Raw genomic sequence first — 14799 nt, 5'->3', positions numbered from 1 at the left:
ATTTTGTCAATTTTTATTTTTATAAACGCTATCAACTTTTTCCCGTAGCAAAAAGTACAAATATTTTAATTTTATATAATATTAATATATTATAATTTTAAAATATTTTAAGATAACAAATATTTCTCTTCTAAAGCTTTTAAAGGCTTACTGAATTGTTTAGCTAATAATCCCACAAATACAGCTCCCGCAATAGTACCTTCTCTAACCCCTTCCAAATGTCCTAAAAATGATAATACTATAACAATTGATACTGCTACTAAAAATATATCAAATACCATTTTTGTATTACCAAACTTTACAGAAAATATTTTACAAATAGCTAAAACAACTCCTTCACCGGGTGTAGTAACTAATTTTGCCATTACTTCTATGCTTACTCCTAAACCAACTAATATTATTCCTAATATACATAAAACCCATTGCTGAATATAATTTGTATATGTTATATCTTTTATTAAATAACCAGAAAAATCAATCATAAATCCAAATAAAATAAGTGCTGGTATTTGAAAAAGCTGAAATAAATCATACTTTTTTCTTAGAAGCAATATTTGTATTAATATAAATAAAAGATTGATTATAATAGTTGTTGCCCCTACTGATAAACCTGATATTGAACTTGCCACATACGGCACACTAGAAATCGGAGAAGTACCAAGTGCCGCTTTAATAGAAAAAGCTATACCTAAAGACATAGTAGCAAGACCTATCACTAATATTATACATCTCTCAACAAAACGATTTTTAAAAATTTCTCTGTTCATAATTAAACTCCCTTAAGCGACTGACACATTTTCATTAACAGTTCTTTTAATTTTTCTTCGTCTTCTTTTGATATCTCATTTGCAGCAATACTTTCTATATCCTCAAAAACTTTCTCCATATAATTTGAAGCTTCTACTCCTTTTTCTGTTAGAGAAACATAAAGAGAACGCCTATTGCCATCATGCTGCTTCCTCACAATAAGCCCAGCATTTTCCATTCCTAGTAATATGCTTCCTACAGTTGTCTGCTCTATTTCTAAGTAGTTTGCTATAGTTTTCTGATCCGCTTCTTTAAACTTAGATAAAAAGTATAATACTTTAGGCTGACCAGATGTAAGTCCTATTTTGTTTGCTTCAAGCATTACTCTTTTTGCAAACATAGAATTAGCTTTCATTAGTAAATAGTGCAGATTCTCCAATGTGAGCATCCTTATAATAAGTATTGTTATAATGAGATAGCTTATTATATAATGCTTAAAAAAAATGTCAAATAAATTATTATTACTTGTAGAATTTTTATATATAAAATGCTATATTTAGATTTGAAAGATTAAGATTTTTATATAATACAAAAAGAATTTTACATTTTTTATGTAAAAATAATTTACTTTTTACAAAAAAATGTAAAAAAACTTGACAAACGCTAAATAATATACTATACTATTATTATACTTAAATAAAACCGTTAAGGAGAGTAAAATGAAAAAACAAGTAAAACAAATTATTCTAATTGCTTCTATTATGATGCTATCTATAGCTACGGTATTTGCAGCAGACATGCCTATACAGGCTAATCAGCTTCCAAAAAAAGCACAAGATTTTGTATCAGCTAATTTCCCAAGCGATCAGATAGTTTATGCTGAACAAGATAGAAACAGCTTTAAGGTGGAATTAGCTAGCGGAGTTGAAATAGACTTTGATAGAAATGGTGATTGGACTGATGTATCTGCTAAAATGCCCTTACCTACAAAATTCATACCTGCAGCTGTAATGAAAGCAGTAGAAACTAAGTACCCTCAAGTTCCTGTTTTAGAAGTAAGCAAAGAATATAGCAGCTACAAATTAAAACTAGGAAACAATAGAGAAGTTTATGTAGATAATAGTGGTAAAATTGTAGGAGATAAATTAGATTAATAGAAAATAGAAATTAATATTAAAAAAAAGAGAGAGGTTTTTATGCTTCTCTCTTTTTTATTAAAATTTCAAAATATTTTATTTTTTTTGTATATAATATATAATCAATTAAAAATACATAAAAAGGATAATATTTATGAAACATTTAATAATTTTAGCACTCTCTGTTTTTATTATTTCATGTGGCAGTAACACTGAAACAAACAATCAAACTACAACAGAGCCTGCAACACTCGCTATAGACTTTCAAGCTATATTTGGTGAAAAAGCTAATGATGATAATACTATAATGCAAAACTCATATTTAAAAGTTACAGGAAGTTATGGAGACATAGATGCTAAAGTAGATGCTGTTACAGGAGCTTCTACACCTACAGGAGCTACAAAATCTTGGGATTCATATAGATATCAAAATAAGCAATTTGCTAATAATAAAATTGAAAGAGGATTAGGATTTTTTGTGTTATACGGAGTTGCACCTGCACAAACTTACATTTTTGACGGTATGACAGGAACTGGTATATCACAAAAAACTTTAGACGGCACTAATGGACCAAAAGTTACAGGAACAGGTGTTACAAAAGATGAGACTGGAGTTATCACCATTAGATATGCACATGCAGGCGGTCCTACTGTTTATCCTTGGGCTTATGAATTAAAGTCTGATACTAATGGAATATTTAAAATTGGTTATGGCTTAGAAAACAATAAAATGAGCAAATTACAAATTTCTAATGATATAGACTTTGCAAATATTGAAATGGTTACAGATAAGGCAAAAGATGGAATTACTTATTGGCAAGGAGATTTACAAGGTACTTTTGAAAATGATATTCTCACACTAAAAGGTACTTTAAAAGAAGTTAAATAAATTAAAATATTTAAATTGAGAGGGTGATTTTTAATCCCCTCCTTTTAAATAAAAAATAATAATATTTTTCAATTTAAAAAACATTTATAATTTTTAAAATTCAACTCACCGCACGGTAAACTAAGCAAGAAATATAAATTAATTTGAAATGCAATTTTAATTATATTTATTATTTTATTTAACGTGCGGTATTATAATATAATAAGCTTAATAAAAACCTTGGGCGGGAGTGCTTTTTTATTAAGCATTATAAAATATTGAAGCAAAAATTTTTAATAATATAAAAAGGTTAATAGGGAGGGAATTAGAATAGAGTTAAAACATAGATAAATATAAAAAATAATATTTTGTGCCTTTTAAATACATTATATATTTTTATTTTACTTGATATATTAATAAAAGTTTTATATAATATTCTAATTGAAAACTCTTTATTTTAAGAAAAGTAAGATGAGAAAAAATAATAATTTAGAAAATAAATCAATAGGCATCATAATAAATAAAAGCAGAAATAATACTGATAGCATAGTAAAAAAAATAAAAACTATTATAAACAAATATAATGTAGATGCTATACTTATAGATTATGATATATCATCTTATAATAATATTAATAAAGCAATAAAAACATTAAAAAATGTGTCAATGCTTATATCCATAGGAGGAGACGGCACATTATTATCAGCATTAAAAATAGCTATTAAATATAATATATCTGTTTTACCTATATATAATGGCACATTAGGCTTCATATCAGAAATTCCTCCAGAAGAAGCATATCTTATTATAGAGGAATATTTTAATAATAAAAAGACTCTATATGAAATAGAGCCTAGAACACTTTTAGACATAGAAATAAAAACATCAAAAACTACAAAAAATTATTTAGCAATAAATGAACTTGCATTATGCAAACTAGATGGAAGAACTATATATATGGACATAAATATATCTGGTAAAAAAATATCATCTATACTTGGAGATGGTGTGGTGGTGGCTACTCCTACAGGTTCTACTGCCTATGCTTTAAGTGCAGGAGGTCCAATCATTGCTCCTACAATAGATGCTATGTCTTTTGTACCTATAGCACCTCATTCGCTCACATTTAGACCGCTTGTTATACCTAAAGGCGACAGTGTAGAGATAAAGCTTTCTCAAAAATCAAAAAAAGGTATGATAACAATAGATGGTTATGATATATATAAATTTGGAAAAACTGATACTGTAAAAGCAAGTATAAGCGATAAAAATTGTTACATATTTCAGAGTGCAAATAGACTATTTTATGATATACTTAGAAACAAACTTAACTGGGGCATATAGTAATGCTTAAATATTTAGATATTAGAAATTTTGTATTAATAGATAAAGTAAAAATCAATTTTGAAAACGGATTTAATGTTTTAACAGGAGAAACAGGTGCTGGAAAAAGCATTATCATTAGTGCATTAGAATTAATTACAGGTGAGAAAGGCTCTACAAGAATGGTAGGCTTAAATGGAGATAGGCTAACTGTAATAGGGACTTTCTTTTTGCAATCATCATTAAATATAGTAAAAAGCAAATTAAAAGAATGGAATATAGAAATTACAGGAAATGAACTTAATATAAAAAGAGAAATCACAAAAGATGGTAAGAGCCGTTCTTTTATAAATAACATTGGTGTGCGTGTGGCAGAGTTAAAAGAGTTAGGAGATTTAATAGTAGATATACATGGTCAGCACGAACATCAATCTCTTTTTAATGTTGCAAATCATATTAATTTTTATGATGCTTATTTAAATATTGAAGATAAGCTGCAAGTTTATAGAGATAATTATAATAAACTTACAAAGCTAATAAAACAATATAATGAAATATCACAAAATAAAAATACAATATTAAAAGAAAAATCTTTTTTAGAATATGCTATAGAAGAAATAGAAAAAGCTAACTTAAAATATAATGAAGATGAAGAGATAAAAAACGATATAGCAATGATGTCTAATGCAGAAAATATAGCATCTGCTTTGTCTGTTATAAATAAAGATATATTTGGAAATGAATCTGGTGCTTATTTAAAACTTACAAGAAGCATTAATACATTACAATCAATTTCTCAATATGATGATAGGCTTTCAGATTTGGCATCACAAATAGAAGCTATATCATTAAATCTTGAAGATATAAAAACAGTATTTAGCGAAATAAGAGCGAAAGCCAAATTCGACCCAGAAGAATTACAAGCTCTCAATGAAAGACTTTTCTTTATAAATACATTAAAAAAGAAATATGGAAACAATATAAAAGAAATTATTAATTATGCCAAAGAGGCTAAAGAAAAATTGGAGTCTCTTAATTTTTCTGAAGAAGATATATTAAAATTAAAAGAGGAAATAGAAAACATAAGAGCAAAAACATCAATATTAGCAAAAGAGATTTCTGATATAAGAAAGTCAAAGAAAGATGTTTTTATAAATGCTATAGAAAAAGAAATGTGCGACTTAGGAATGACTTCTACAAAATTTGATGTTGAGATTACATATGATGAAGATGATGAAGACGGCATACTTAATATAGACGGCACAAACTTAAAAGCAAACTCTAATGGCATAGACAATATAGAGTTTATAATAGCACCAAATAAGCAAGCTATGTTTCAGCCTTTAAGAAAGATTGCTTCTGGAGGAGAGATATCAAGAATTATGCTTTCATTAAAAAGCGTGCTTTCTAGCGGAGATTACTGCGAGACTTGTGTGTTTGATGAAATAGATGTAGGTGTCGGCGGAAGAATTGCAGAAGTTATAGGAGAGAAAATTGCCGCATTATCCAAACAAAAACAAATATTAAGCATTACTCACTTAGCACAAATTGCAATATATGCTAATAATCATTTTAAAGTAATAAAAAATGAAAAAGATGATGTGGTTACTTCAACAATAGAAGAGTTAAATGATTCTAATAAAGTAAATGAAATAGCAAGAATGATAACAGGCAAAGAAATAACAGATGCAAGCATAAAGCATGCAGAAGAATTGTTGGAACATGCCAAAAAGTCATCTAGCTTATTTTAATATATAGAAAAAATTTTATATTTTAATTATTTGCGGGGACTAGCCCCCGCACCCCCAGTTCTTTTATTGGTATAAAAGAACCAAAAGAACTGCATTTTTACTTTAATTTATCTCTTATAATATATTTAATGCATATTATAAAAATATAAAATTGAGGAAATAAATCCTCATAAAATAATCAAATAATTAAAATTAATAAGCCTCATAATGAATTTTGTTCGGTTCAAATCTATCAGGCATAGCAACTTCACCGTCAGGATAGCCCACAGCAACTATTCCAAGAGGTTTTATATGATCTGGTAAATTAAATAATTTGATAATCTCATTCATTCTCTCTTCACGAGGTGCCACCCCAAGCCATACGCTTCCCAAATCTTTTGCCTTACAAGCTAGCATTAAATTTTCTATTGCCGCAGAACAGTTTTGCTGCCAATAAAGTTTTCCAGATTCATCAGATAAATCTCCACATACTATAACAGCCAAAGTTGCAGTATATAGCATTTTAGCATAAGGGTGAACATCTGCTATTTTATCTAATGTCTCTCTTTTCTCTATAACTATAAACTCCCAATTTCTTCTATTGTTTGCAGAAGGAGCATACATGGCAGCTTTTAATATATACTCTATCTTTTCTTTTTCTACTGCCTTGTCTTTAATATACTTTCTTATACTTCTTCTTGTAAATAAAATATCTTCTTGCATAAAAATTCCCCCAATAAATAATTAAAAAAATAATTTATTAAAAATAATACCAAACAGCATAAATAATAGTTTTAAAACAATCAATACAAATAAAGCAAATATAGCTCCCATAATAAGTATTTTATTAGATGCTACTATATGACTAGATTCTAATTTGTTAACAGCATCTCCAACTAAAATTCTATCATGAATCTCAGAATCTTTTAAATATTCTCCTCCAAGCTCTATATCCAAAGCTCCTGCAACAGCACATTCCAACCTAGCTTTATTATCATTTCCATCTCTCTTAAAAACCATAAAAGCCTTTTTTATATCATATCCCAAAAGAAAATCCGCTACAGCATATGATAAAAATGCAAATATAGAAGGTATCATATTAATATAGTATGCAAAATTAATATTAAACATTCCATATTTATCTTTAACTCTGTTTTCATCAATAGCAACATCGTTATCTGATGATATATCAGAAAGCATGCATAATATTTTATACATGAAACAAAGAGGTATCCCTCCCAAAAGAAAGAAAATAGAAGTATATATATAATCTTCTCCCACACTAATAGAAGAATATTCTATAGTCTTTTTAATAATATTTTCTCTATCAATATCATTAACATCTATATTAGTGTTTTCTTTCAAAATATTCTTTGCCTCATCTAAATTCACATATTTAACAGAAGAATATATTGAAGAGCTAACTTCAAAAGGTTTTCTTATTCCTATAATAATATATGCCGCTATAAGCTCTATTATAATTCCTAATAAAAAATGAACTTTATATAAAAGATAAAATAAAAAATATGGCACAACAAAAGAAATAAATAAAACTATTAAAGATACTATTATTCCTAAAATAAGCTCTAATGTTTCATTATTTTTATAAACTTTATCTTTTAATAAATATTGCAATTTTTCTATTGGAATCTTTATATATTGAAATATATCAATTTTAAACTTATACACAAAAATATTTAAAAGAAATGATATAGGGAGTATTAATAAAGTTTGCATAAAATTAATTTCCGTTATTTTATAATAGAATTTTCTCTATTATTTTTAAATTGTTATTTTCTATAATTTCGGTAAGATATCCGCAACCATTAGGTAAAAGATAATCATAAAATGGATGTTTTTCTATATTATATTTATCTAATATAGTCATAATTATTCCTCCATGAGTAACCACTGCAGTGTATTTTAAATTATTTTTTTTCATATCTTCTATTATACTTAAATATACATTATAAACTCTATTAAAAAAATTATTAGATAGCTCTCCATTTGGTACTTCACTTCTCCAATAACTTTTAATAAACTCTTTATAATAAGGATTATCCTTAAGCTCACTATAAGTCATACCCTCAAACTTTCCAAATCCTCTCTCTCTTAAATCATTCATAATTTCAAAACTCATATCATCAAAATATATCTTAGCAGTTTCAACACATCTTTTCATCGGGCTTGAATATAATTTATCAAAAGGCTTATATTTATCTATAGTGCTTTTATTTTTTAATAAAGCATTTATCCCCTCTTGCCAAAGTGAAACATCTGTAGAGCCAAGCCATCTTTGCTCTGCATTGTTTTTTGTTTGACCATGTCTTATAAATAAAATTTTCATCTTCTGCTGCTCCATATTTTATTAATCATCTATTTTCAAATCATCTATAGCTCTATACAATTTACTTTTTAATTTGCTTCTTTCATTATAACTTTTCATATTATAATCTTTAATTTTATCACTCATATAATTAACTTCATCTTCCATAATTTTAAACTCAAATACGGCTTTCAATATCTCCATAGTGTCAATATATCCTCTCTCTATTCTATACATAGCCCCATCTAAAGTAAAATCTAAACCTCCATTAGTAAAACTGCCTATATCTTCATTAGGTACAATCTCATAAACTTTACAAGTTTCAGACTTTTCAACTATAGCATCTCTATATAAATTAACAACTATAATCTCATCACACCCATATTCATATAAAGGAGTAAGAGGCAAATTGTTTCCATTTAGAAACTCAATACCTCCATCAACATAATTAACACCATTAATCTCCTGCCTTCCAAATATTATAGGTATAGCACTAGTAGCCATCATTATCTCTTTTATCTCTTTTACACTTTTTCCATTTAACTTAAAATACTCAACATTAATGCTCTCTAAATTAACCGCCGCAGCATATATTGGATATTTGCAATTTGATACAGTCTCTATATTTAAATATTTATCTATAATCTCAAGCAGTCCCTCTCTGCTGAATATTCCATTTGCTGATATGCTTTTGTTTTTACTGTCTATCTTTTTTTTGGATAATATCTTATCTTCTATTTCTTTGGTCCAAATATGCTCTGCTATAGTATAATCATTTTGTGCCATTAAGCATGCATTTAATACACCAACAGAAGCCCCTGATATAGCCTTTATCTGTCTATCGATATTATATTCTCTCAAAGCTTTCCATACCCCTATCTCATAGCTTCCAAGTCCGCCTCCGCCTCCTAAAACTAATCCTAATTTATTCATTATATAATCTCCAAAAAATCATACAAACTATTTTATCTTACTTACTTAAATAAAGTCCCCAAAAATCATTCAAAAAATCTAAATACTCTTTTTTATTATCATCTTTAGTTTTTTCTATTTGCTTAGATATTTTATCCTGATATTTTTTTGTTTTATCATATAGCTCTTTTAATCTATTTTTATACTTATACAATTCTTTATTATTAGAATGCTCTTCAAAATATTTATCTAAATATTTTATAGATTTATCATATTCGCTTTTCATTAAATATACTTTTGCAATTTCCTTATAGTCTTTAGTTTTGGATACTTCTTTTATTAATATTTTATATAAAGAATCAATCTTCATATTTAAAATCTCTTTGTTATTTCCTTTTATTTTACTACTTTCTAATATAACTTTTAAATATTGTTTTGAAGAATAATATTCTTTTATTAACTCCAAACTATTTTCTAAACTTATAGCTGGTGCTTCTATTTTTGTTGATATTATTTTCAATTCATTCATTATTAAAACTATAAGCTCATAATTATTAATAGTTGTTTCATAATCAAAATTTGAGATATTTTTTCCATATTCTTTTATTAAATCAAATTTTATATCTGTTATATTGGCTTTTATATTTGAAGCAGTAAGTTTCTCTAATATGGATGATACTATATAACTCTCTTCACCGTTTAACTTTTCTAATTTTTTTACAGCACCAAGTATTGGTATAAATATTTGAGCAACATCATTATTAATATCAATTGAAAAAAATAATTTATCTATTAAATAAGGTCTTTCAATAAATTTAAGATAAAAATCTTTTAAAGATGTAGAGCCTTCTAAGTTTATATTAAAATCAAATAATATTGATTTAATCATAAAAATATTATCTTTAAACACTAAATTATCTTTTTTATTATTTGAAGTGATACTATGATACAAATCATTAGATAAGCATATTAATCTCTCTATATCGTCCATTTCAATATATTTTATTCCATTATATTCTAATATATTTTTAGCAGCCTTAAATTCTAATAACTGAACCTTCTTTTCTATATTATCTATTCTGCTTGATTGTTCATCTATTTTATTTAATAAAACATTAAATGACTCTCTCACATTTTCGCATACTGCTATTAATTCTTCATCTATATCTTTTCCTATGTTGTTGAGCTTGTTGTTTAAATATATTATACCCTCATAAGTTATTTTATTTTGTCTTGCTAAAGTTTCTATCATTTTAATGGAAGCATTCTTTACTATAGAATAATTATAATCAATTTCATATCTTATTTTTCTATTTTGCCCTGTAATTGTATTTAATATATTTTTAATAAATCCCTGATTAGCAATAAATTGTGTTCTAGATTTAGAAGCACTCAATGATGATACAGCATCCATTGTAAGCTCTGTTAATTTAGCATAATTATTTTTATATTCTTCTACATTATTTTCTATATATTCTTCTATTATTTTTTTGTCAGATTCTTTTATTTTGTTTTCATATGGAATAGTTAGGTTCATGCATACTCCTTAAAGTGCTTTTATTATACTATTTTTGTAGTTTTTTCACAATAAACTATAATATACATAATTTTAATAAATTACTGCATTATAAAACAATATAGCATTTATTCAGATTGCTTTTTTTTATAAAAATGTTAAAATCAAAGTAAACATAATATATGCGGAGTTGCAGTGTATGAAAGAACTACCATATTTAATTAATTTAATTAATGCTTTAAAGGGTGAGATTTGTTATTCTTATATTAATAATGTTGTTGCTTTAGATAAAAAATACAAAGAGCTTGAAGATGTTAAGGGACAGAAAATAATAGATGTATTAAGACATGGCGGATATATGCATTTTCAGTTCTCACAAGATGCTATGCTTGTAGATTTGGGTTCTGGCGGTTCTTTTGTACTTACAGAAAATAGTACTTACAAAAATGCTATAATAAAATTAGAAACAGATAATGGCAATTTCTTTGTTGTAGATGAAAGTAAAGATAAAGATGATGCTACCCTCATTATACCTATATGGAAAGATTATACTACAATGCCTCAAGTAGGTTATGACCCTCTCACTAAGCAATTTAATTATAATTTATTTTGCCAATTGCTTGCGGATAATCCTACAACTGTAGAGAAACTTATTAAAAACCCTCTTATAATAAGCGGTATAGGAGACACTTACGGAGATATGATATTAAAAAGGGCTTCTATAACTAAAAGAACTAAAACTACTGAAATAAATAAAGCTAAGGCAAGAGAGATTTTTGATGCTATAAAACAAGTATTAAGAGAAGCTTCTGGAAACAGAGATGATGATGATGAAGGCGAAGATTCTGAAGATTAATAATTTTTATAAAAATTAATAAATTCTTAAAAAAATAAAAATAAAATCAGGCATATTTTTTCATAATTTTTGTTTAACTAATAGTATAATAAAAATTAGGAGTAAAAATTATGTCTGGAAATGCTAATATAATAGTAGTAGAAGGAAGACTAACAAGAGACCCTTCATATATAAAAACTAAAAATGGCAAATCATTATGCAAGTTTTCTATAGCGAACAATAGATATTATTATGTTAATGGAAGTTTGCAAAAAGAGGTTTACTTTTTTGATTTAATATCTTGGGGATTTACTGCAGAAAAAGTTGCTATTAATCTTCTTAAAGGAAGACATATATTAGTACATGGAGAATTAAGACAGAACTCTTATATTGCTAAAGACGGAACTAGAAAAAACTCTATTTATATACTTGCATTAGAAGTAAAAAGTTTAGATAAAAAAACTATAGAAAAAAATAATTATTATAACAGTGCAAATAATCAAATTGTATCGGATGTTATAGAGGAAAGTTTGGAACAAGCATTTTAGTTTGTTTTAATATATCAATGAGTTCTTTGTGTATATCATCTATAGATTTATCAGCGTTGATATGATATATAAAAGGCTCATTAAAACTGCTAAATATGCTGTCTACTTTTTTTAGATATTCTTCATTTTCAAATCTGTCTATGAAGCCTCTTTTTTCTATGATTCTATTTAAAGATTTTTCTACAGGCAGATGAAAAATAAAAACTATATCTGGAGTTAAAATGAAACTTTCATGCATATTTTTTATTTTTTCTATATCAATACCCTTAGCACCCTGATAAGCAATAGATGAATACATATATCTATCAAGTACTACAGTTTTACCTTCTTCTAAAGCTGGTTTTATCATGAGTCTTATATGCTCTTTTCTATCATCTACAAATAGCTCTAATTCTCTATTTAAATCCATGTCTTTAGAAAGCATTGTATCTCTTAATTTAGCACCATAGTAGGCATTGGTAGGTTCAAAGGTGTATATTGTTTCTATATTATTTTTATTTAGCGTTTCTGCTAATTTTTTTGCAATTGTAGACTTGCCGCTTCCATCTATTCCTTCTATAACTATCAATTTTCCTTTCATAAAACTTTCACACACCTACATAAATATATAAATATTATAACTTACTAAAAATTATATTACCTTATTTTCAAAGTTGCTATTCCAATTAAAGCAGTTATTATACCTATTATATAAAACCTAAAAACAACCTGAGTTTCTTTCCAACCAGACTTTTCAAAGTGATGATGCAAAGGCGCCATTTTAAATACTCTTTTTTTAAATAGCTTATATGAAAACACTTGCACAACAACGCTAAAAGCCTCAGATACATAAACAGCTCCAACTATTACAAGCAAAAGTTCGTGTTTGATAAATAATGCAATTATACCTAAAACACCTCCAAGAGATAAACTACCCACATCTCCCATAAAAACCTGTGCAGGATGAGCATTAAACCATAAAAATCCTAAACCAGCCCCAATCAAAGCCCCAACAAATACAGTAACCTCTCCAGCATCAGATATAAAAGGTATTTTTAAATAAGTAGAAATAAGAGAGTTACCTGATACATAAGAAAGCACAGCAAAAGCCATAGACATTATTATTAAAAGACCTATAGCTAAACCGTCAAGTCCGTCAGTTAAATTCACAGCATTACTCATACTCACAACTACAAATATAGAAAAAGGTATATAAAGCATTTTTAAATCTATATAAATATTGCTAAAAAATGGTATAAATAAAGTAGATGAAGGAACCTGTGCAACTTTTACTGCCTCCAAAACACTTATACCCTTCTCCAAATCAAACTTCATTAAAAAAGTGGATTTATCAAAATAATATAAATATATACCTATTATTAATCCAACAATTACCTGAAACACAATTTTATATTTACCGGGCAACCCCTTAGAGTTTTTATATTTAATCTTAAGAAAATCATCTAAAAAACCCGCTATAGAAAGTATAATTAAAGATATAGTAAGAAGTATAATTTTTATGTTATCCAATTTTCCCCATAATAATATACTTATTAACACACTTCCAACTATAAATATGCCGCCCATTGTAGGAGTACCAGTTTTTACTAAATGAGTCTCTGGCCCATCATCTCTTACAACCTGCCCAAAATGTAACCTCTTTAATTTTTCTATTATACTCGGAGCAAATACCAATACCAAAATCAATGCAGTAGCAACAGCACCCGCAGTTCTAAAAGTAATATATCTAAAAACATTGAAACCAAAAAAACTCTCTCTAAGCGGATAAAAAATCTCATATAGCATAAACAGGAAGCCTTTAAATAAAATATATTATTATAAGTTTATTTTTAACAAAAATGTAAAATTGTTAAAAATAAACTATTTAATAGTATTATAAATTTATTTTTTGTCAATTAAAATAATTATGTTAATTAAAGTTTTATTATCCTTTTTTCATCATATCCTGATACAAAGCATACATTGGAGAAGGCACTCCAAAACCTCCAGAAACAGGCATAGTCTCTCCTGTAATAAAAGAAGACATATCACTAGCAAAAAATAACACAGCATTTGCTATATCCTCTGTTGTAGCAGGCCTATTTAAAGGAACGTTCTTCAAAAAAGCACTTAAAAACTCTTGAGACATATTCTCCATAGCAGCTTCTGTTGCAACAAAACCCGGAAGTACAGCATTGCATCTTATATTATCTCTTGCATATTGAACTGCTATATTTTTAGTTAAAAAATTAATAGAACTTTTAGATATGCCATAAGCCAAACGAGATATATCTGGAAATAATCCTCCAACAGATGAAATATTAACTATACTTCCTCCCCCATTTGCCTTCATGTTTTTTACAGCAGCCTTACAAGGCAAATAAACACTTTTTATATTTTCATTTACAATTTTAAAAAATGTCTCAGTATCTCCATTAACTAAATCTAAATCTTTATTAACATCAGTAGTACCAAAATTATTAACAAGTATATCTATTTTGTTTTCTTTTTTTACAACATCTTCTACCATAGATGTAAAAGTCTCTTCTTTTGCAGCATCAAAATAAACAACATCAGCATCACCGCCATTTTTTATAATTTCATCAGCTATTTGTTTACCAGCATCAAGCCTTCTCACTGCCAAATAAACCTTAGCTCCATTTTCTGCCAACTTCTTGCTGCATTCCAAACCAATACCCCTAGTTGATGAAGTTACTAATGCTATTTTATTTTCTACTAGTTTCATAATTACACTCCTTATATATTTCAAAGCTATCAATTATAATATATACAATATTTTTTATAGGTCAATAAGATAAATTAATAATATAATAATGTGTTGTAAAAAAAGTTTTTTATGTTAAAATAATGCCTTATAT

Annotated in this window: 16 protein-coding genes; 6 read left to right on the top strand and 10 right to left on the bottom strand. The window is 26.9% G+C overall.

Annotated features, from left to right (window positions below; genetic code table 11):
* Positions 1 to 107 precede the first annotated feature (107 nt).
* Both GQX97_RS09545 and GQX97_RS09540 read right to left on the bottom strand, forming a co-directional pair.
* Positions 108 to 767, bottom strand: coding sequence for a YitT family protein (locus GQX97_RS09545; protein WP_157151705.1), 660 nt, complete (start codon positions 765 to 767; stop codon positions 108 to 110).
* 2 nt (positions 768 to 769) lie between these two features.
* Complete coding sequence (locus GQX97_RS09540) at positions 770 to 1162, bottom strand: MarR family winged helix-turn-helix transcriptional regulator (protein WP_157151704.1); 393 nt, start codon at positions 1160 to 1162, stop codon at positions 770 to 772.
* Between the two features lie 304 nt (positions 1163 to 1466).
* On the opposite strand from GQX97_RS09540, the gene GQX97_RS09535 reads away from it, so the two are divergent.
* The 4 genes from GQX97_RS09535 (at position 1467) to recN (ending at position 5825) form a co-directional block, all read left to right on the top strand.
* Complete coding sequence (locus GQX97_RS09535) at positions 1467 to 1901, top strand: PepSY-like domain-containing protein (RefSeq protein ID WP_157151703.1); 435 nt, start codon at positions 1467 to 1469, stop codon at positions 1899 to 1901.
* Positions 1902 to 2037: 136 nt separating this feature from the next.
* Entirely contained in the window at positions 2038 to 2772 is a 735-nt protein-coding gene (locus GQX97_RS09530; RefSeq protein WP_157151702.1) for a hypothetical protein, read from the top strand.
* A gap of 450 nt (positions 2773 to 3222) precedes the next feature.
* Positions 3223 to 4095, top strand: a complete 873-nt coding sequence (locus GQX97_RS09525; RefSeq protein ID WP_157151701.1) for an NAD(+)/NADH kinase — start codon at positions 3223 to 3225, stop codon at positions 4093 to 4095.
* A 2-nt stretch (positions 4096 to 4097) separates the two neighbouring features.
* A complete protein-coding gene (gene recN / locus GQX97_RS09520; protein ID WP_157151700.1) occupies positions 4098 to 5825 on the top strand; it encodes a DNA repair protein RecN in 1728 nt (575 codons plus the stop codon).
* A 192-nt stretch (positions 5826 to 6017) separates the two neighbouring features.
* On the opposite strand, the gene GQX97_RS09515 is transcribed toward recN, so the two are convergent.
* Genes GQX97_RS09515 through GQX97_RS09495 form a run of 5 tightly spaced genes read right to left on the bottom strand, consistent with a single transcriptional unit; the run spans position 6018 to position 10579 of the window.
* Complete coding sequence (locus GQX97_RS09515; RefSeq protein WP_157151699.1) at positions 6018 to 6527, bottom strand: nitroreductase family protein; 510 nt, start codon at positions 6525 to 6527, stop codon at positions 6018 to 6020.
* 21 nt (positions 6528 to 6548) lie between these two features.
* A complete protein-coding gene (locus GQX97_RS09510) occupies positions 6549 to 7541 on the bottom strand; it encodes a cobalamin biosynthesis protein (protein WP_157151698.1) in 993 nt (330 codons plus the stop codon).
* A gap of 19 nt (positions 7542 to 7560) precedes the next feature.
* Positions 7561 to 8151, bottom strand: a complete 591-nt coding sequence (locus GQX97_RS09505; RefSeq protein WP_157151697.1) for a histidine phosphatase family protein — start codon at positions 8149 to 8151, stop codon at positions 7561 to 7563.
* Between the two features lie 21 nt (positions 8152 to 8172).
* Entirely contained in the window at positions 8173 to 9063 is an 891-nt protein-coding gene (locus GQX97_RS09500; RefSeq protein WP_157151696.1) for a patatin-like phospholipase family protein, read from the bottom strand.
* A gap of 37 nt (positions 9064 to 9100) precedes the next feature.
* Positions 9101 to 10579 carry a hypothetical protein gene (locus tag GQX97_RS09495; RefSeq protein WP_157151695.1) on the bottom strand — a complete coding sequence of 493 codons (1479 nt, stop codon included), beginning with the start codon at positions 10577 to 10579 and terminating at the stop codon, positions 9101 to 9103.
* Between the two features lie 178 nt (positions 10580 to 10757).
* Between GQX97_RS09495 and GQX97_RS09490 the strand changes: the two genes are divergently transcribed.
* Together GQX97_RS09490 and GQX97_RS09485 are read left to right on the top strand one after the other, a co-directional pair.
* Positions 10758 to 11414 (top strand): DNA-formamidopyrimidine glycosylase family protein, encoded by a 657-nt coding sequence (locus tag GQX97_RS09490; RefSeq protein ID WP_157151694.1) that lies wholly within the window; start codon positions 10758 to 10760, stop codon positions 11412 to 11414.
* A 110-nt stretch (positions 11415 to 11524) separates the two neighbouring features.
* Positions 11525 to 11941 (top strand): single-stranded DNA-binding protein, encoded by a 417-nt coding sequence (locus GQX97_RS09485; protein ID WP_157151693.1) that lies wholly within the window; start codon positions 11525 to 11527, stop codon positions 11939 to 11941.
* Here GQX97_RS09485 and tmk read toward each other — a convergent pair.
* The 3 genes from tmk to GQX97_RS09470 form a co-directional block, all read right to left on the bottom strand.
* Positions 11910 to 12521 carry a dTMP kinase gene (gene tmk / locus GQX97_RS09480; protein ID WP_157151692.1) on the bottom strand — a complete coding sequence of 204 codons (612 nt, stop codon included), beginning with the start codon at positions 12519 to 12521 and terminating at the stop codon, positions 11910 to 11912. The genes GQX97_RS09485 and tmk overlap by 32 nt on opposite strands.
* Before the next feature lie 56 nt (positions 12522 to 12577).
* Positions 12578 to 13726, bottom strand: a complete 1149-nt coding sequence (gene mraY, locus GQX97_RS09475; protein WP_157151691.1) for a phospho-N-acetylmuramoyl-pentapeptide-transferase — start codon at positions 13724 to 13726, stop codon at positions 12578 to 12580.
* Between the two features lie 139 nt (positions 13727 to 13865).
* Positions 13866 to 14666 carry an SDR family NAD(P)-dependent oxidoreductase gene (locus tag GQX97_RS09470; RefSeq protein WP_157151690.1) on the bottom strand — a complete coding sequence of 267 codons (801 nt, stop codon included), beginning with the start codon at positions 14664 to 14666 and terminating at the stop codon, positions 13866 to 13868.
* Positions 14667 to 14799: the final 133 nt, after the last annotated feature.

The organism is Brachyspira sp. SAP_772, from assembly GCF_009755885.1.
Lineage (GTDB): Bacteria > Spirochaetota > Brachyspiria > Brachyspirales > Brachyspiraceae > Brachyspira.
This window is presented reverse-complemented; position numbering and strand designations above follow the sequence as displayed.